This is a genomic window from Burkholderia cepacia, assembly GCF_029962485.1.
Taxonomy (GTDB): domain Bacteria; phylum Pseudomonadota; class Gammaproteobacteria; order Burkholderiales; family Burkholderiaceae; genus Burkholderia.
In genome coordinates this window covers 97,910-114,839 of the sequence record NZ_CP073638.1, presented here as the reverse complement: position 1 = coordinate 114,839, position 16,930 = coordinate 97,910, and the positions used below count along the sequence as shown (strand labels likewise).

Sequence of the window (16,930 nt, the reverse complement as noted above, 5' to 3'; positions counted from 1 at the left end):
CCGCAACCGGCGCACAGGGAAATGAATTTATCTTGCCGATTCGTGCATTTTTCTGATCGATCGGTTTTCGTCGGGCGCGGGCACGTCCGGCGCGGTGCCGGCCACCACCGGACACGATTGCGGCAAGGTCTGCCCGAACAGCACGGCCAGCCCGCAAGCGGACGTGAACATGCCGAGACCGTCATGCCCGACGCCCGGCACTTCGACGACCTGCTGCGCGAGATCGTCCGGGTGCCGCTTCTTCAGGTAATCGAAATAAGCGAGCCCGCGCGCGAGCCGGTACGGGCCTTGCGCCATCGCCGCGCACGAACGGTCGATGAAATGCGTGTACGGGTTCGTGTCGGCCTGCCCGAGCAGGTACACGACATGGCGCGCGACGTAGCGCGTTTCGAGTTCGCGCACGTCCTGCGACGCGACGTAAGGCGGCGCCGACTTCAGCCCGTATTTCCATTGCGTCGCGCGCGGGCAGGTGCCACCCGCGATCGCGTCGGCATTCGGCCGCTCGTCGTCGAAATACAGGTAGCTCGACGGGTTCGCGACCACGTAGCGCACGGCGATGCCGGCACGTGCGAGCGCGTCGCCTTCGCGCCCGGCCACCGCGTAGCGCTGCAGCAGCTGCGCGCCGGCGGAATGGCCGATCACGACGACGGTCGACAGAGACGGATACAGGCTGCGGTCGGCGAAATGCGCGAGCAACGCGTCGAGCGCGGCAAACGAGCTGATCGGGCCCGGCTGGCGGGCCGGCTCGCCGCCCTTCCATCCTTCCTGGGTCCACGCGAGCGTCGATGCGGGCAACGAGAACGCCCGCGTATCGGCGCGCGTCAGGAACTGCGGCGCGACAACCATCGTGCCGTCGCCAGCCGCGCCGGCCTTCTCGACGACCTTGCGCCCCGACGCGTAGTAAGCGTCGGCGTTGCGAAGCGTGCCGTGAATCACGATGAACACGCGCGTGACGTCGGGTGCCGCGTTGTCGACTGGATGGTCGGCGTACACGGGCAACATCGCGCTGCCCTGCGGCGTGTCGAGGGTCAAGCGCTGGTCGGCGACGGCCTTCACCGGCGCCTCGAGACGTTCGCGCTGGGTGGGCGTCGCGGCTTCGGCCCGGTGCGCGCCACCCAGGACGCCGATGGCTGCCGCGAGCGGAATCGCGGGCGACAGGAAGCGTGCGACCGGCAGCACGCGTAAGCGCCGGATGCTTGCAAAGGCAACGGAAATGACGGACATGGCGGCGGATCGAGTGGCGGATATCGCTTTAACGGCGATGGTCGCAGAATCCGTCGCGCTCTGCCGGGCCGTTGCGCAATACGGCTCAGTCGGTCGGTTCGGAAACCCGCCCGGCGTCGGCCCGGGTTTTGCGCGCATCGCCGCGTGGCGCGTTCCGGCCCCCTGCCGCCGGCGGCAAGCCGCCCGCCGCCACGGCAAGCAACGGGCGCTCGGGATGCACGAACAGCCACAGCACCGCGCCGCACGCCGCCGCGGCGCCGATCACGACCATCCCGCTGCTCCAGCTGCCGGTGACCTTGACGACGAGCGCGAGCGCCATCGGGCCCGCGACGTTCGACAGCGCACCCCACACGTTGGTCCAGCCCGACATCACGCCGGCGAACGGCCGCCCGAGATCCTGCGCGGCCGACCACACGACGACCTGCACGAACCCGACGGCCGCAAACGACAGGCACAGCAGCGCGATGACCGCGGCCATCGCCTCCGCACGCGACGCGGCGACCAGTGCCAGTGCGCTCACGACGAATCCCGCGATCGCGACCGGCGTGCGCGCCCAGTAGATCGAGCCCGTTTTCCCCAGTAACCGGTCGCTGACGGCGCCCGCGACGAATACCGCCACGAACACGGCAACCCACGGCAGCGACGCATACACCCCCATCGCCTTCAGCGACAGTCCGCGCGCGCGCATCAGGTAGGTCGGCAGCCACGTCGTGTAGAAGCTCTGGATCAGCACGAGCAGGAAATACTGGATGCCGAAGATCCAGAAGCGCCCCAACCGCAGGCAACGCACGAGCGAACCCGACACGGCCGTATGGCCGGGCGGCTGGCCGGCCGCGATGTAGTCGGCTTCGGCCTGGGTGATGAGCGGATGCGACGCCGGCGCATCGCGGTAGCAGAACCACCAGATTGCGCCGAGCAGCAGGCCGAGCGCACCGAATCCGTAGAAGACGGCATGCCAGCCGAAATGGACGATCGTCCAGGCCGTAAGCGGCGCCGACACGATCGGCCCCAGATACAGCCCCGCGAGCAGCACCGCGTTGCCTTTCGCGCGTTCGCCGGCCGGAAACCAGCGCTTGAGCGCAACGACACTGCTCGACCAGTCGGCCGACTGCGCGCCGCCGAGCACCAGCCGGCAACCGAACAGCCAGGCGAACGAACTGCCGAACGGCGTGACGATCATCATCAGCGACCACAGCGTGCTCGTGCCGAACAGCACGCTGCGCGACCCGAAGCGTTCGGCCGCGCGTCCGGCCGGAATCTGGCCGATCGCATAGGCCCAGAAGTAGATCGTCAGGATCATCGACATCTCGACGATCGACAGGCCGAGTTCGCCCTGGATCGTCGGCGCGGTCACGGCCATCGCCGCGCGATCGAGCGTCATCACGAAGGTCAACGGTGCGACCAGCAACGCGACGATCTTCCAGCGGAGATGGTTCACGTGGCGCGGCATCGTGCGGCTCCCGAATCCGGCGTCAGGCGTCGTGCGGGCCGGACGCCTGGCCCGACTCGCGCTGCATCCGCCGCACGATCGCGGCCAGTTCGCCGATATGCGTGGAGACCGCCTGCTTGCCCGCGCGCGCCCACGCGTCGAACGACGTCATGCCGGTCACCGCGCCGACGAACGGCACGCCGGCGCGCTCGGCAGCCTGCGCGTCCACCGCATGGTCGCCTACGTAGATCGCCGCGCGGGCCGGCAGATCGAGCCGCGCGAGTGCCTGCACGAGCCCTTCGGGATCCGGCTTGTGACGCTGCACGTCTTCCCCGCCGATCAACACGTCGACCAGCGTCTGCAAACCGTTGCGTTCGAGAATCGCCTCGATCCGGTAGCGAAACTTGGACGATACGATCGCGACCGCAAGCCCCTGCTCGCGCAACTGCGCGAGCAGCAGCGGCACCTCGGGATAGATGCGCGTACCGGGCACCATGATCTCGTCGGCACGCGCCACGAAGTGCCGTGCGAACGCGTCGGCCCGCGCCGGTTCGGTTTCGCCCGTCAACGAGTGGAACATCTGCGGCAGCGTCAGCCCGATCACGGCGCCGATCTGCGCCGGCGTCGCGCCTGCCGCGCCAAGCTGATGCAACGCGTATTCCGTGCATTCGATGATCGCCGCGGACGAATCCGCCAGCGTCAGATCGAAGTCGAAGATGACGGCGCGAACAGACATGAAAGGACTCCGCAAACAAAAAATGGATCACGCTCGACGCGTGACCCGGAACGATGTCGCAAGGCGCACCCGGGCGCGGACGATCAGCGCGCCTGACCGGATTGCTCGCGATCGGCCGCGTCCAAGCCGTCCGGGTCGCGCTTCGCCCACTGTCTTGCCCACCCCAGCAACGGCTGCAGCGCCGCTTCGAGCCGCCGGCCTTCGGCGGTCATGCAATAACCGCCCTCTCCGTGCTCGACGAGGCCCGACGCCTTGAGCTCGGCCAGCCGCGTGTTGAGCAGGCGCGCATTCGTTTCGCAGGCTTCCTGCAATGCACGGAACGTGAGCGGCGAGCCGCGCAGTTCCCACAGGATGCGAAGCGCCGTGCGGCGCCCGAGCAGATCCAGCACGACCATGATGGGCCGCCCTGTCGTCGATCCGCGAACGCGTTGTCCGATTCTTGGTGTCGTCATGCTTTACTTTTTAAAGCAATCGACGGGCAGAGTCAACGGCGTGAATCGAGCCTCGCTTCTGCTTTACTTTTTAAAGCATGGTGCCTACGCTACCACGAAGGCGCTTGAAGCGTATGCGGCACGGCTTCCGAATCGAGCGAGGGCGCGAATGTTTCGTTTCCGCAATTTTCCGACGGAGGATTGAGCGTGATTACCGAAATCGTCTTCTTCAAGCTGCAACCCGACGTCGATGTCGCCACGTTGAAGAGGCGCTATGAAAGCACCGCGGCGAAGTGGGCGCAGAACCCGGATCTGCTGCACAAGTGGTACTTTTACGACGCGGCCACGCACGAAGGCGGCGGCGTGTACGTGTGGCGCACGCGAGAAGCCGCGGCACGCTGGCACGGCGACGAATACAAGACGATGGTCGAGCGGGTGTACGGCCACCCGCCCGTGATACGCGTGCTCGATACGCTCGCGCACGTCGATGCGACGCAAGGGCGGTACGAGATCGTGGGGACCGCACTGACCGATTGAAGCGATTTGCCGCCCGGGACGATCCGTGACGGGCGGCTTTGCGCTTGTGCCGAGCGCCCGTCTACGCGGGAACTTCGCGCGTCGCGCAATGCACGCCGCCGCCCCCTGACGCAATGCCCAGAATATCGACCTGAACGATATCCCGCGAACCCGCATACGGCTGGATCGCCGTCAGCGCAGCGGAGTCGGCCGATGCATCGTTGAATTTCGGCATGATGATCGCGCCATTGCATTTGTAGAAGTTGATGTAGCCGGCCGCGAAGTTTGTCGTCTGGCGCGTGGTCAACGTCACGCCGTTCGAGGTCCCGTAGTTTGCCGGCGTCGTCAGTTCGATCAATTGCAGCGTTCGCCCGCTGGCGTCCGTCAGATTGTTCAGGCGCTGCCAGTTGGCTTCGCTCAGCGCCCGCTCCCCCATCGAATTCGACGCGTCATAGCAGTACGCGACGACGCCCGGAGCAAGAAACTTCGCGTAGAAATCGACATGCCCGTTCGTGATGTCGGTCTCGTTTGCCGGCGTGGCGGCGCCGCCTTGCCCACCGGCCCCGCAGCCTTGCGGAAAGATCGCCGTTCCGGGAATCCAGATGATCTTCTGCACGCCGAGCGTGCGCTGCAGTTCCGCGAGCACCGTGTCCTTGGCCGTCGGCAGCAGTGTCGCGTTGGCGACGACGCCACCCGGAATATTGAACAGCTGCGGATTGCGGCTGACATGCAGCACGGCGGATTCGGTCAGGATCGCCGTCGCTTCCCCGTCGAATTCGATCGCGCCGCCTTCCAGCGTCAACGTACTCTGTATCAGCGTCGCGTTGTTTGCCTGCGCCATCCATCCCGCCAGCGTACGGTCATTGGCGAACGGCTGGAAGAATTTGCCGGCCTTGGACTTGTTGCTGCTCGCGGCAACGGCAGGCGGCAGCGTCATTCCCGCATTGAGGTTCAAGCCGTCGGTGTTCGCATTGCCCCAGCCGTTGAAGTTGAAGTTCACCGCGCACAATGCATTGCCATTGGCCGTATCCTTCACGAAGACACAGCCGGTGTCGCGCGTCCACAGATCGTCGAAGCCATCGGCCAGCGCAATCAGGTTGACGCCGCCCACGCCGGCTCCGCGCGCCAGGTAGTTGGCGTGGATCGCGGGGTTCGCGCCACTGGCCGTCGCCAGCAGCGCCTGCGCGGCACTCAGGTCGACCGGCAGCACCAGCATGTTGACCGGCTCGTAGGTGCCGATCGCCTTCGCGACGTCCATCAGATCGGCACGAACGCGGTCGATACCCGCATCGGTGCTCTGCGCGGTGAGCGGTGTCCAGATGCCTTCCGAGCCCGACGCAAATGCCATGTACGTCGCCGAGTGCGGCGCATCCTCGCCCGGCAGCAGATACGCCGCAGGATTGGCCGCCTGGCGCCTGGACGCGCGAAGCGCCGCGGGATTCGTCGACGCATCATCGCCGCCACATCCCGCCAACGCGCCCACCCACGACGCGCCGAGCAGCACCGCCGATCCCTTGATAAAGCCGCGGCGCGTGAGCGGCGATTCGCCGGTTGCCGCACACGACAGTTTGGTGCGCTTGTTTTTCATGGCATCTCCATAAGCAATGAACCAACTGGATAGGTCCGACCGACGGCGAATTACCGGCGGCCGGCACGACAGCGCGTTGTCCGGCGCTAGAACGAGTAGATGAACTGCGTCGCGAGCAAGTCGTTGCTCTTGCTGTACGAGCCGTCGTTTCGCAGGAACACCTTGTTATTGGCCCAGTCGTGTCGATACTCGACCTTCACCGTGATCTGGGCGGTCGGGAAAAACAGCAGATCGAGCGCGACGTCCTGGCGATTCGAACCCTTGCACTGAAGGCCCATGCCACCGCTTGCCTGCGAATTGGCGAAACAGTCCGCGCCGATACCGAAGCCGTTGTACGGGTCGCGCCCCTGCCCGTTGAGCGCGACACCGCCGCCACCACCGCCGTTCTTGCTGTCGGCGAGGAAGTCGTAGCGGAGCGTCGCGCCCATCCTGCCGACGCCCGGCAGGCTGAACTTGCGGTGCGCGAGCAGCGAAATGCCATACCATTGCGCCTGGCCGCCATTGAACGCGGCATTCTGCTGCTGGCCGTAGTCGATTTCTGCGTTGTACTGAACGTCGGCGAGCTGATAAGTCAGATCGGCTTCCGAGAAGAAGAATGCGCCGAATCCACTGGGCGCCTGGCCGCCGATGCCATAGTTCACGGCACCGGTCGCGGGGTTGACGGCACTCGGCAACGTCTGTCGGCCGATGTTGAACGACGCGCCGATATCGAGCGCACTGGACCATGCGTAATCTGCGCGTGCGGTAAACGTCGGTACCTTGTTGCTGGTCGTGACCGGATCGCCCAGCGCGTTGGTCCCCGTCTGCGTGATGGCGCCATTGGTCCGGTACTGTTCATTGCCGAGCAGGAACTTCCAGGTCCAGTTGCCCTTCGTATAATTCGCACCGAGGCCGACGTAGCTGCCGGGGTCGGAAAAGTCGTACAGCAGGTTGTGGGTCAGCGTGAGCATCTGATTCGACTGCTGCACTTCGTAGCCGCCGAAGCTGGGCATCAGGCCCGCGACGAATGTCGTCGTGCCGGTGAGCGGCACACTGACGACCGCCGTATTCAGGATGTTGTTGCCGATCTGACCATGCTCGTTCTGCATCAGCGTGATGCCGTTGCCTCGATTGGGCATCAGCGTGATTTCGGCCGATGGCGCCATCGGCCCGACACCGAAGGTCTTTTTGATGTCCAGGTACAGATCGCCGAACGTGCTGTTGAAGTAGCCGCCGGTACTTTCGTGATTGGCGAACAGGAACGACGAACCGCCTTGCGCGCGGTTGTACACATAGGTCGGATCGATGTAGCCCGTTACCGAGAGGCCCGCGATCGGGCCGGTATTCGCCGCGTCCTCGAGCGTGTTCACCTTCAGCTGCTGGACGGCAAGCTGTTGCTTCATGGCCGTGACGTCGTCGTTGGTGAGCGCCGCCTGCGCTTTGCCGTAGGCAGGCGACGACGGATCGATCGGTGCTGGCGCAAGCTCGACGGCTGCGGATCTGTCCGACGCGTGCGCCCGCAATCTCGCCACCTCTTTCTGCAATACGTCGAGTTGCGCCTGCAGCGCCCGGATCTGGTCAGACAGGGGGTCCGCCGCCGCGACACCGGGCAGACAGCCCGCCACCAGCAAACCGATCAGCTTTCTTCTCATACGAAGTCTCCATGTTTTTTATTGCGGTTAATGCCGCTTTGGCCGGGCTGTCGAAGCCAAGTGTTCGGCTGGCGCGAGCACGAACGCGCCCGTGCGAGACGCGCGAGGCGGCTCACAGGGTGTGCGGCGTTCGAGGAATGCGCCCGCTCGCTATCGGTGCAGGCAGCCCGGCGTGACTGCGGTTTCAGTGCGCACGGCAAGCGGCGCTTGCCGCAGCCGCGCTGTGCGACGCCGTCAGCGTCCGGCCTTCAGTTGCGCCCAGAGGCGGTTCTCGAGACGGACGATTTCGATCGGCACCGGCTTCATCAGCGTCATCTTGCGCAGCACGTCGTCGGGCGGATACACACTCGGATCCCGTGACACGACGGCGTCGACGAGCGCTCGGGCAGCGCGGTTTGCGCTCGGATAAAACACTTCGTTGGTGATCGCCGCATTGACCTTCGGGTCTTCGATATAGTCGATCCACTTCATGGCTGCTTCGGGATGGGGCGCATCCTTCGGAATCGCCATCATGTCGAACCACATCAGGCCGCCTTCCTTGACGTTCGAGAAACGGATTTCGTAGGACCGCTTCGCATCTGCCGCGCGCCGCCGCGCGATACCCACGTCACCCGACCAGCCGATCGCGACGCAGACATCGTTGTTGGCGAGGTCGTTGATGTAGCCCGACGAGTTGAACTGGGTGATGTACGGGCGCACCTTCTTCAGCAAATCGAAGGCAGCCTGATAGTCGGCGGGATTCGCGCTGTTCGGATCCTTGTGCAGGTACTGCAACGCGCTCGCGAACGCATCGGCGGCCTGATCCAGGAACGACACGCCGCACTGCTTCAGCTTCGACACGTTATCCACGTCGTACACGAGCGCCCAGCTGTCGACGGGCGCGTTGTCGCCCAGTGCTTTCTTCACTTCCTGGACGTTGTAGCCGATCCCGTCCGTGCCGAACGCCCAGGGCACGCCGTACTGCGTGCCCGGGTCGACATCCGCGATCATTTTCATCAGGACCGGGTCGAGATGCCTGAGGTTCGGGATTTTCGACTTGTCGAGCTTCTGCAGCATGCCGGCCTGAATCTGCCTCGCCATGTACAGCGACGACGGCACCACGATGTCATAACCCGAACTCCCGGCCAGCAGCTTGGCCTGAAGCGTGTCGTCGCTGTCGTAGTTGTCGTATCGCACGTGAATGCCGGACGCCTTTTCGAAGTTCGGGATCGTGTCCCTGGCGATGTAGTCGGACCAGTTGTAGACGTTGAGCTCGGGAGCGGCCGCGAGCGCCGGCAGCGAACAGCATGGAAGAAGTCCTGCAATTGCAACGAGCGCAACACCCGCGACCTGCTGGCGAAGATGACAGAAGCGCATTGCTGTTTTCCTTGAAGGTAATGGATCGGCGTGAGGGTCGACGGCAAATTGAAAGAAGCCGGAACGCGATCGGTGCACTCCGTACGAATCGTCCCTGCCCGTGCAGTCGCGAATCCGTGCCGACGACAAGACGCAGCGGCGTACGGGCTCCCTTGATGCTTTCTCTTGCATCGCAATCCGATGACAATTTGCTTTCTAGTCCTATATAATCGGATGATATGAACGGCAACGGGATTGAATGGAACCCGCTGCCCGTCAGGTGTCGCTGTACTCGCCTGGCCGACGAGTGAGCCATTGTGGGTAGAACAATTCCTGGTGAAAATTGATGTTTTTTGCTTGATTCGATCAATTTCCCTCATATCTCGGTAGCACTCGGCACGCACCCCGGCCGGCCGGTACGCAATCCGGGTCCGACACGAAAACCTCCCTCACGCATCCCGACAAGTGCATCCGGCCATGCCGTCGGCACCTATCAACCCCATAGACAGCAGTGCTTTCCCGCATATCGTCGATTTACGATATAAGATTCGCCCATCGACGATACCCGTTTGCCCGACCGAAACGCCACACCCTTCCATGCCGACCGAACTCGACATCGACGCCATCCTGAAAGCGCTCTCGAACCCCGTGCGCCGGGAGATCCTCGTCTGGCTGAAAACGCCCGGCGAGCATTTCCCGCAACAGACGCTGCCGTACGAACACGGCGTCTGCGCGGGCCAGATCGATGCGCGCTGCGGGCTGTCGCAGTCGACCGTCTCCGCGCACCTCGCCACGCTGCAGCGCGCGGGGCTCGTGACGTCGACGCGGATCGGCCAGTGGGCGTTTTTCCAACGCAACGAGGCCGTCATCGACGCATTTCACGACGCCCTGCGCCGCGAACTCTAGCCAACGGCCCAACCGGCCATGCGGTGCGCCGCCGCACATGACGCGACGGCGCTCCCTCCTTTCGTGAAGAGGTTATCTGCCATGCCTACGCTGTTCGATCCCGTTACCCTCGGCGACCTGACCCTGCCGAACCGCATCGTGATGGCGCCGCTCACCCGCTCCCGTGCGAGCGCGGCGCGCGTGCCGAATGCACTGATGGCGCGCTATTACGCCGAGCGCGCATCGGCCGGCCTGATCATTACCGAAGCAACGTCGGTCACGCCGCAGGGCGTCGGCTATGCGGACACGCCGGGCATCTGGTCCGACGCGCAGGTCGAAGGATGGAAGCAGGTGACGCAGGCCGTGCACGCGGCCGGCGGGCGTATCGTGCTGCAGCTCTGGCACGTGGGCCGGATCTCCGATCCGGTGTTCCTGAACGGCGACCTGCCCGTCGCGCCGAGCGCGATCGCCGCAGGCGGCCACGTGAGCCTCGTGCGTCCGCAGCGCCCGTACGTGACGCCGCGCGCACTCGAACTCGACGAGATCCCGGGCATCGTCGCCGCCTACCGCAAGGGTGCCGAGAACGCGAAGGCGGCCGGCTTCGACGGCGTCGAGATCCACGGCGCGAACGGCTACCTGCTCGACCAGTTCCTGCAGGACAGCACCAACCGCCGCACCGATGCGTACGGCGGCCCGATCGAAAACCGCGCACGCCTGCTGCTCGAAGTGGTCGACGCAGCGATCGACGTGTGGGGCGCCGGCCGTGTCGGCGTGCACCTCGCGCCGCGCGGCGACGCGCACACGATGGGCGATTCCGATCCGGCGGCAACGTTCGGTTACGTCGCTCGCGAGCTCGGCCGCCGCAAGATCGCGTTCATCTTCACGCGTGAATCGTATTCGGGTGACCATCTGAGCCCGCGCCTGAAGGAAGCGTTCGGCGGCCCGCTGATCGCGAACGAGCAGTTCACGCTCGACACCGCGCAGGCCGCGCTCGCAAGCGGCAGCGCCGACGCGATCGCGTGGGGCAAGCTGTTCATCGCGAACCCGGACCTGCCGCGCCGCCTCGAACTCGGCGCACCGCTCAACAAGCCGGTGCCGGAGACGTTCTATGCGGAAGGCGAAACGGGTTACACCGATTACCCGGCACTGAGCGACGCGGCCTGACGGCCGGGCAGCACGTGTTCAGGCGCGCACGTCCGCGCGCATGAACACGCGCTGTGTTTCGTCGAGACCGAGCGCGACGTGGTGTGCGCGGATCGCGCGCAGCGCATCGTCGAGTGATGCATCGTCGACGATGCTGAAACCGAGGCGCGCGTAGTACGGCGCATTCCACGGCGCATCGCGAAACGTCGACAGCACGACCTGCTCGACGTGCTCCTGCGCCGCGCGCGCCATCACCTGCTCGATCAGGCGCGCGCCGATCCGCTGTCCGGCATGCGACGGCGCGACATCCAGTTCCTCCAGATACAACCGCTGCGGATCGAGCAGCCGGTAGAACGCAAACCCGACGCACGCACCCTGCGCATCGACCGCGACATACGCGCGGCCATCGTCGATGCGCACGAGCACGGCGGCCGCATCGGTTGGCTCGCCGTCGGCGATGTCGGTCATGCCGATGTCGCGAAACCGCTGCGCGGCGGCGACTTCCACGGCGGCCATCGCGGCCGCGTCTTCCGGCGTGGCGGGACGGATCAGGATCGATGCAGTCATGACGGCAATTCAGGCAGACAGTCTGGAACGGCCGTCACTATAATCGAAACTTCATACGTTTCTAACGCCCGACCCACGAGGCTCGCCATGACGCTATCCGCCCTCGCCGTCTTCGCCTTCGCGCTGCTGGTCACCGCCGGCACGCCCGGGCCGAGCGTCGCAGCGCTCGTCGCACGCGTGCTGACGAACGGCGTACGCGACGTGCTGCCGTTCCTTGCGGCGATGTGGCTCGGCGAAGCGCTGTGGCTTACGCTCGCGGTCGCGGGGCTGTCCGCGTTTGCGCGCACGTTCGCGACGGGCCTGATCGTGCTGAAGCTGCTCGGCGTCGCGTACCTGCTGTTTCTTGCATGGAAGATGTGGACCGCGCCGACCGACACGGGTGCGGACGACCTGCCGCGTGGCCAGTCGCCGTGGCGCATGTTCGTCGCCGGCATGCTCGTGACGCTCGGCAACCCGAAGATCATGGTGTTCTATCTCGCGTTGCTGCCGACCATCGTCGACCTCACCCACGTCGGTATCGCTGCGTGGGCCGAACTGGTCGGTACGATGCTCGCCGTGTTGATCCTTACCGACTGCTTCTGGTCGCTGCTCGCGTCGCGCGCACGCGCGTTCCTGACGTCGACGCGTGCGAAGCGGATGGCGAATCGCACGAGCGCGGCGGCGATGGCCGGTGCGGCGGTGGCGATCGCGACGCGGTAAGCGCCCCTTTCCGGCGCACATCGCGCGCCCGCTGCCCTTGCCTCAGGACTGCACATGAAAACCTGGCTGCCGGCTGTCCTGCTCTGCCTGTCCGCAACGGTCGCGCACGCGGCCGGCGTCAAGTTTGCCAAGATTCCTGCCGACGCCGGCGGCCCCGAACTGAAGGCGATCATATGGACGCCCTGCGCGGATGCCGCGCAGACACTCACGATCGGGCCTTTCGAATTGAAAGGGCGGCGCGACTGCCCGACCGTCGGCGACACGCTGCCGCTCGTCGTGATCTCGCACGGTCACGGCGGCACGTTCCTCGGTCACCACGACCTCGCCGAAACGCTTGCCGACGCGGGCTACGTCGTCGCGGCGATCAACCATCCGGGTGACACGTTCTCCGACATGAGCCGCGCGGCCGACCTGGGCGAATTCGCCGAGCGTCCGGCCGACATCAAGCGCCTGGTCGACTACATGCTGGCCAAAGCGCCGGATGCCGCGCGCATCGATCCGGCGCGCATCGGTTTCTTCGGTTTCTCGCGCGGCGGCTATACGGGCCTCGTGCTGGCCGGCGCCAACCCGGACTTCATGCATGCGGGGATCCCCTGCCCGGACCCGGCCTGGCCGATCTGCCGGCAAATCCACGACGGCGACCTGCCGAAAGCGCCGCCGACGCACGATCCGCGCATCAAGGCCTACGTGCTCGCCGATCCGTTCGACGAATTCCCGACCGCCGACACGCTGAAGGGCGTGCATGCGCCGATTCAGCTCTGGGCATCCGAAGCAGGCGGCGACGGCGTGGAGCCGAAAATGGCGCCCGCGCTGGCCGCCCTGCTGCCGCAACGGCCGGAATTCCACGTCGTGCCGAATGCCGCGCATTTCGCCTTTCTGGCGCCATGCCCCGAGCAACTGGCACGCAATGCGCCCGACATCTGCACCGACGCGAAGGGCTTCGATCGCGTGGCCTTCCACCAGACACTCGACGCAGATGCACTCGCGTTCTTCAACGCGAATCTGCGCTGACTAGCAGCGAAACGCCTTGCGCCAGACGCCCTGCTCCGGCGCATGGTCGTTGCACGCGATCAGCGCACGCACCAGCGCCCAATCATCGTCATCGCAGAAATCGAGCAGCATCGCGCCATACGGGCCGCGCTGCTCGCGCAACCGTTCGGCCAGTCGCGCATGAATGCCCTGCACCCTGCCGTCACCGCGTGCAACGACCGACGGATTCGCGCCCATCCCCGTCCCGCTGCAGAAGCTGATCGCCCAGCGGCCGCTGTCCGGCAATGGCAGGTGCGTCAGCAGCGCGTCGATCGCACGCCACTTCCACGCGATCGATGCAGCCACCGGCACGCGATATTCGTCCTGGATCACGAACGCGCCGTCGGGATGATCGATCGTGAACGTCGCGTTGTCGGGCCACGCGGTCAGGTCGATGCCGAGCGGCCGGCCGCTGCGAAAGCGCCGCAGCAGCACGATCGCGCCGCGCACGTCGCCGAGCGCGGGCAGCGTGCCGCCGGCATGCCAGCGCAGCCGTGGATGCCGCGCGCGATGCGCGTCGAACGTCGCGTCGAAGCTGCGCGTGCACGCGTGCGCCGGCCATTCATCCTTCACCGACATCACGATGCATTCGCGCGGATGTTCGTCGAGAAAGCGCATGCAATCGGCCAGCACGTCGTCGAACGTCATGCCGAGCGCAATGCCGCCGTGATGGATGTCGAATGCATCGCGCACGTGTCGGCAGCGGATGTCGAGCAGCCGCACGCCATGCGCGAGCTGCGCGTCGAGCGGCGCGCGCTGCGTGCGCACGAGCAAATCGTCGACCGTATACGCACAGGTGTCATGGCTGCCCGGTAGGGTCAGCGTATGCAGCAGCCGCGCATCGTCGAGCGCCGACATCCAGTCGGCGAGCGGCATGCACGTTTCGTGGCTCGAAGGGATCATGAATCGATGAATGACAAGGAAAGAAAACCGTGGGTGACGGCGTCGGATGTCGCGGCGCGGGCCGGTGTCTCGCGCTCCGCGGTGTCGCGCGCATTTTCGCCGACGGCAAGCATCGCACCGCAGACGCGCGAACGCGTGATGGTCGCCGCGCGCGCGCTCGGCTACCAGGTCAACCTGATCGCGCGCGACATGATCACGCAGCGCAGCAGCATGATCGGCGTCGTGACGGCCGGGTTCGAGAACCCGTTCCGCGCACGGTTGCTGTCGGACCTGATGGCCACGCTCGGGCAGCGTGCGCTCACGCCGCTCGTGACCAACGCGGAAGATCCGCGCCAGGTCCGGCAATCGCTCGAACAACTGCTCAGCTACCGGATCGCGGGGCTCGTGATGACGTCCGCGTCGCCGCCGCTGTCGGTCGCGCAGCAGTATCTCGAACACCGGATTCCGGTCGTGATGATCAACCGCGAGGCGAACCTGCCGGGCGCCGATGTCGTCGTCAGCGACAACGCGGCGGGCGCCGTCCATGCGGCGCAGCGGCTCGTGCGGGCCGGCGCGCGCCGGCTCGCGTTCGTCGGGCCGCGCGGCGCCAGCTACAGCGCGCGGTCGCGCGCCACGGCATTCGAACACGCGATCGGGCAAGGCGATGCGTTCGACGCGACGCTCGCGCACGTGATCGACACGCCGTCCGACACCCATGCCAGCGGGATCGACGCGGCGCGGCGACTGTTCGCGGCGCGCGAACGGCCCGATGGCGTGTTCTGCTCGTCCGACCTGCTCGCGCTCGGCGTGATCGATGTCGCGCGCGGCGAATTCGGGTTGCGCGTGCCGGACGACCTGTGCGTGATCGGCTTCGACGACATCCCGGCTGCCGAGTACGACGCGTATCGGCTGACGACGCTGCGGCAGGACACGCGCGGCCTCGCGCATGCAGCGATCGACCTGCTCGCCGACCGCATGCAGACCTTCGACGGCCCGTCGCGCACGCGCGTCGTGCCGGTCACGCAGGTGGTGCGGGACAGCTGCGTGTGACGGAATGAAATCGGGCGCGGCGCGGCCGCGCGTCACTTCAGCCCGCCCGCGAACCCGCGCAACAGGTAGCGCTGCACATAGCCGGCCACGGCCAGCGTGGGCAGCGACGCCATCAGCCCCGCGCTCATCAGGTCGCCCCAGTCGATACCGTTCTCCGTCACGTAGCCGGCAATCGCGAGCGGCAGCGTGAAACGGCTCGGCGTCGACACGAACAGCAGCGCGATCAGGAATTCGTTCCACGCGGCGATGAACACGAAGATCGCGGTCGCGATCAGCCCCGGCGCGCACAGCGGCAGCACGATCTGCACGAGCCGTCGCGCGAGCCCGGCACCGTCGATGCACGCCGCTTCTTCGTACTCGATCGGCACTTCGCGCACGAACGCGAGCAGCATCCAGATCGCCATCGGCAACGCATAAATCTGGTACGCGAGCATCAGACCAAGCGTCGAATCAAGCAGGTGCAGCCGCTTCGCGAGCGCGAACAGCGGTACCGCGATCGTGATCGGCGGCATCAGCTTCAACGCGAGCACGAGCACCAGGAACAGCAGGTCGAGCCGTGCGGGAAACCGCAACCGCACGAGCGCATACGCGGCCGGAAACGCGAGCGCCAGCGCCAGCAACGTCGTGCCGAACCCGACCAGCAGCGAATTGAACAGCGGCGCGCCAATGCCGTTGGACCATACCGATGCGAAATGCTCGAGCGTCGGCGCGGCCGGCCAGATTCGTAACGGATGATCGAGGCGTTCGAGCGTCGGCATGAAAGCCGCGCCGGCCATCCACAGGCATGGCAGCAGCAACAGCGCGAGCGCGACGATGCGCAACACCCACGGCATCGCGCGACCGAATGCGGCGCCCGTTCGCGCGCCCGTGATGCCTGCGGGATGCGCCGTCATGCGCGCCGCTTGCGAACCGTCTGCCATACGTACCCCGAAACCAGCACCGCGGACGCCGCGAGCATCAGCACCGACGCGGCGCTCGCCGGCCCGACATTGAAGAAGCGGAAGCCCGTGTCGTAGATATAGGTCGACAAGGTCTGCGTCGCATTGCCAGGGCCGCCGCCCGTCAGCGCATAGACCTTGTCGAACAGCTTGAACGTGTCGATCGAGCGCAGCAGCAGCGCGAGGCCGATCTGCGGCGCCGCGAGCGGCAGCGTGATGTCGCGCAGGCACTGCCACTCGCTCGCGCCGTCGGTGCGTGCGGCTTCGTACAGTTCCTGCGGAATCGACTGCAACCCGGCCAGCACGATCAGGAACGCCATCGGCGTCCACTGCCATACGTCGACGAGCGCGAGCGACCACAGCGCGAGATGCGGATCGGACAGCCAGCGCACGCCGTCGATGCCGAACACCGCGAGCAGCGCGTTCAGGAAGCCGTCGAAGTTGAGCCAGTTGCGCCAGATCGCCGAGCACACGAGCGTGGACAGCATCATCGGCAGGATCGCGAGCGGCAGCGCGATGCGCCGCCCCGGAAACGCGCGCACGAACAGCAGCGCGAGGCCGAAGCCCAGCGCGACTTCGGCCAGCGACGCGACGATCGTGAAGCGCAGCGTGTTGCCGAAGCCGGCCGTGAACGCATCGTCGCCGAGCACCGCGCGATAGTTCGCAAGCCCGGTGAATGCGCGGCGCCCGGCCGAGTAGTCGACCTGGCAGAACGAATCGATCAGCACCTGTGCGACCGGATACAGGGCGAGCGCGGCGAGCACCAGCAATGCGGGCCCGAGCAGCGCGACGAACGGCAGGCTGCGGCCAAAGGACTTCATGCGCGACCTCCGGCCACCGAGTTGAC

Annotated in this window: 17 protein-coding genes; 6 read left to right on the top strand and 11 right to left on the bottom strand. The window is 66.1% G+C overall.

Annotated features, from left to right (window positions below; all coding sequences use genetic code 11):
• Nucleotides 1-27: 27 nt before the first annotated feature.
• The 4 genes from KEC55_RS17090 to KEC55_RS17075 all read right to left on the bottom strand — a co-directional run bounded on the left by KEC55_RS17090 (nt 28) and on the right by KEC55_RS17075 (nt 3,784).
• The gene (locus tag KEC55_RS17090; protein WP_282508962.1) at nt 28-1,224 is read right to left on the bottom strand and encodes an alpha/beta hydrolase; all 1,197 of its coding nucleotides are present in this window, start codon (nt 1,222-1,224) and stop codon (nt 28-30) included.
• 85 nt (nt 1,225-1,309) lie between these two features.
• A complete protein-coding gene (locus KEC55_RS17085) occupies nt 1,310-2,662 on the bottom strand; it encodes an MFS transporter (RefSeq protein ID WP_282508961.1) in 1,353 nt (450 codons plus the stop codon).
• Nucleotides 2,663-2,696: 34 nt separating this feature from the next.
• A complete protein-coding gene (locus KEC55_RS17080; protein ID WP_282508960.1) occupies nt 2,697-3,389 on the bottom strand; it encodes an HAD family hydrolase in 693 nt (230 codons plus the stop codon).
• A gap of 83 nt (nt 3,390-3,472) precedes the next feature.
• Entirely contained in the window at nt 3,473-3,784 is a 312-nt protein-coding gene (locus KEC55_RS17075) for a winged helix-turn-helix transcriptional regulator (protein WP_282508959.1), read from the bottom strand.
• Between the two features lie 243 nt (nt 3,785-4,027).
• Here KEC55_RS17075 and KEC55_RS17070 point away from each other — a divergent pair, with 243 nt between their 5' ends.
• Nucleotides 4,028-4,357, top strand: coding sequence for a YdhR family protein (locus tag KEC55_RS17070; protein ID WP_282508958.1), 330 nt, complete (start codon nt 4,028-4,030; stop codon nt 4,355-4,357).
• 61 nt (nt 4,358-4,418) lie between these two features.
• On the opposite strand, the gene KEC55_RS17065 is transcribed toward KEC55_RS17070, so the two are convergent.
• The 3 genes from KEC55_RS17065 to KEC55_RS17055 form a co-directional block, all read right to left on the bottom strand.
• Nucleotides 4,419-5,924: an agmatine deiminase family protein gene (locus KEC55_RS17065; protein ID WP_282508957.1), complete on the bottom strand. Its 1,506-nt coding sequence runs from the start codon at nt 5,922-5,924 to the stop codon at nt 4,419-4,421.
• An 86-nt stretch (nt 5,925-6,010) separates the two neighbouring features.
• Nucleotides 6,011-7,555 carry a DUF3138 family protein gene (locus tag KEC55_RS17060; protein ID WP_282508956.1) on the bottom strand — a complete coding sequence of 515 codons (1,545 nt, stop codon included), beginning with the start codon at nt 7,553-7,555 and terminating at the stop codon, nt 6,011-6,013.
• A gap of 234 nt (nt 7,556-7,789) precedes the next feature.
• Nucleotides 7,790-8,911 (bottom strand): polyamine ABC transporter substrate-binding protein, encoded by a 1,122-nt coding sequence (locus KEC55_RS17055; protein WP_282508955.1) that lies wholly within the window; start codon nt 8,909-8,911, stop codon nt 7,790-7,792.
• A 576-nt stretch (nt 8,912-9,487) separates the two neighbouring features.
• On the opposite strand from KEC55_RS17055, the gene KEC55_RS17050 reads away from it, so the two are divergent.
• Both KEC55_RS17050 and KEC55_RS17045 read left to right on the top strand, forming a co-directional pair.
• Nucleotides 9,488-9,796 carry an ArsR/SmtB family transcription factor gene (locus KEC55_RS17050; RefSeq protein WP_006496873.1) on the top strand — a complete coding sequence of 103 codons (309 nt, stop codon included), beginning with the start codon at nt 9,488-9,490 and terminating at the stop codon, nt 9,794-9,796.
• 81 nt (nt 9,797-9,877) lie between these two features.
• Nucleotides 9,878-10,939, top strand: coding sequence for an alkene reductase (locus tag KEC55_RS17045; RefSeq protein WP_282508954.1), 1,062 nt, complete (start codon nt 9,878-9,880; stop codon nt 10,937-10,939).
• 18 nt (nt 10,940-10,957) lie between these two features.
• On the opposite strand, the gene KEC55_RS17040 is transcribed toward KEC55_RS17045, so the two are convergent.
• Complete coding sequence (locus KEC55_RS17040; protein WP_282508953.1) at nt 10,958-11,485, bottom strand: GNAT family N-acetyltransferase; 528 nt, start codon at nt 11,483-11,485, stop codon at nt 10,958-10,960.
• An 87-nt stretch (nt 11,486-11,572) separates the two neighbouring features.
• On the opposite strand from KEC55_RS17040, the gene KEC55_RS17035 reads away from it, so the two are divergent.
• Together KEC55_RS17035 and KEC55_RS17030 are read left to right on the top strand one after the other, a co-directional pair.
• Nucleotides 11,573-12,184, top strand: coding sequence for a LysE family translocator (locus tag KEC55_RS17035; protein WP_282508952.1), 612 nt, complete (start codon nt 11,573-11,575; stop codon nt 12,182-12,184).
• Between the two features lie 54 nt (nt 12,185-12,238).
• A complete protein-coding gene (locus tag KEC55_RS17030) occupies nt 12,239-13,195 on the top strand; it encodes an alpha/beta hydrolase family protein (RefSeq protein WP_282508951.1) in 957 nt (318 codons plus the stop codon).
• Here KEC55_RS17030 and KEC55_RS17025 read toward each other — a convergent pair whose 3' ends face one another.
• Entirely contained in the window at nt 13,196-14,116 is a 921-nt protein-coding gene (locus KEC55_RS17025; protein WP_282508950.1) for a phosphatidylinositol-specific phospholipase C, read from the bottom strand. It abuts the gene before it with no gap.
• 6 nt (nt 14,117-14,122) lie between these two features.
• On the opposite strand from KEC55_RS17025, the gene KEC55_RS17020 reads away from it, so the two are divergent.
• The gene (locus tag KEC55_RS17020; RefSeq protein WP_282508949.1) at nt 14,123-15,145 is read left to right on the top strand and encodes a LacI family DNA-binding transcriptional regulator; all 1,023 of its coding nucleotides are present in this window, start codon (nt 14,123-14,125) and stop codon (nt 15,143-15,145) included.
• Nucleotides 15,146-15,177: 32 nt separating this feature from the next.
• On the opposite strand, the gene KEC55_RS17015 is transcribed toward KEC55_RS17020, so the two are convergent.
• On the bottom strand, nt 15,178-16,038 hold the full coding sequence (locus KEC55_RS17015; RefSeq protein ID WP_176049878.1) for a carbohydrate ABC transporter permease: 861 nt from the start codon (nt 16,036-16,038) through the stop codon (nt 15,178-15,180).
• Nucleotides 16,035-16,904, bottom strand: coding sequence for a carbohydrate ABC transporter permease (locus KEC55_RS17010; protein ID WP_282508948.1), 870 nt, complete (start codon nt 16,902-16,904; stop codon nt 16,035-16,037). The genes KEC55_RS17015 and KEC55_RS17010 overlap by 4 nt, the downstream gene beginning before the upstream one ends.
• Nucleotides 16,905-16,930 lie beyond the last annotated feature (26 nt).

Bases quoted from the DNA above. Each gene is read 5' to 3' on its own strand.
- KEC55_RS17090 (WP_282508962.1), bottom strand. From the start codon at position 1,224: ATGTCCGTCATTTCCGTTGCCTTTGCAAGCATCCGGCGCTTACGCGTG.
- KEC55_RS17080 (WP_282508960.1), bottom strand. From the start codon at position 3,389: ATGTCTGTTCGCGCCGTCATCTTCGACTTCGATCTGACGCTGGCGGAT.
- KEC55_RS17075 (WP_282508959.1), bottom strand. From the start codon at position 3,784: ATGGTCGTGCTGGATCTGCTCGGGCGCCGCACGGCGCTTCGCATCCTG.
- KEC55_RS17065 (WP_282508957.1), bottom strand. From the start codon at position 5,924: ATGAAAAACAAGCGCACCAAACTGTCGTGTGCGGCAACCGGCGAATCG.
- KEC55_RS17060 (WP_282508956.1), bottom strand. From the start codon at position 7,555: ATGAGAAGAAAGCTGATCGGTTTGCTGGTGGCGGGCTGTCTGCCCGGT.
- KEC55_RS17055 (WP_282508955.1), bottom strand. From the start codon at position 8,911: ATGCGCTTCTGTCATCTTCGCCAGCAGGTCGCGGGTGTTGCGCTCGTT.
- KEC55_RS17050 (WP_006496873.1), top strand. From the start codon at position 9,488: ATGCCGACCGAACTCGACATCGACGCCATCCTGAAAGCGCTCTCGAAC.
- KEC55_RS17045 (WP_282508954.1), top strand. From the start codon at position 9,878: ATGCCTACGCTGTTCGATCCCGTTACCCTCGGCGACCTGACCCTGCCG.
- KEC55_RS17040 (WP_282508953.1), bottom strand. From the start codon at position 11,485: ATGACTGCATCGATCCTGATCCGTCCCGCCACGCCGGAAGACGCGGCC.
- KEC55_RS17035 (WP_282508952.1), top strand. From the start codon at position 11,573: ATGACGCTATCCGCCCTCGCCGTCTTCGCCTTCGCGCTGCTGGTCACC.
- KEC55_RS17030 (WP_282508951.1), top strand. From the start codon at position 12,239: ATGAAAACCTGGCTGCCGGCTGTCCTGCTCTGCCTGTCCGCAACGGTC.
- KEC55_RS17025 (WP_282508950.1), bottom strand. From the start codon at position 14,116: ATGATCCCTTCGAGCCACGAAACGTGCATGCCGCTCGCCGACTGGATG.
- KEC55_RS17020 (WP_282508949.1), top strand. From the start codon at position 14,123: ATGAATGACAAGGAAAGAAAACCGTGGGTGACGGCGTCGGATGTCGCG.
- KEC55_RS17015 (WP_176049878.1), bottom strand. From the start codon at position 16,038: ATGACGGCGCATCCCGCAGGCATCACGGGCGCGCGAACGGGCGCCGCA.
- KEC55_RS17010 (WP_282508948.1), bottom strand. From the start codon at position 16,904: ATGAAGTCCTTTGGCCGCAGCCTGCCGTTCGTCGCGCTGCTCGGGCCC.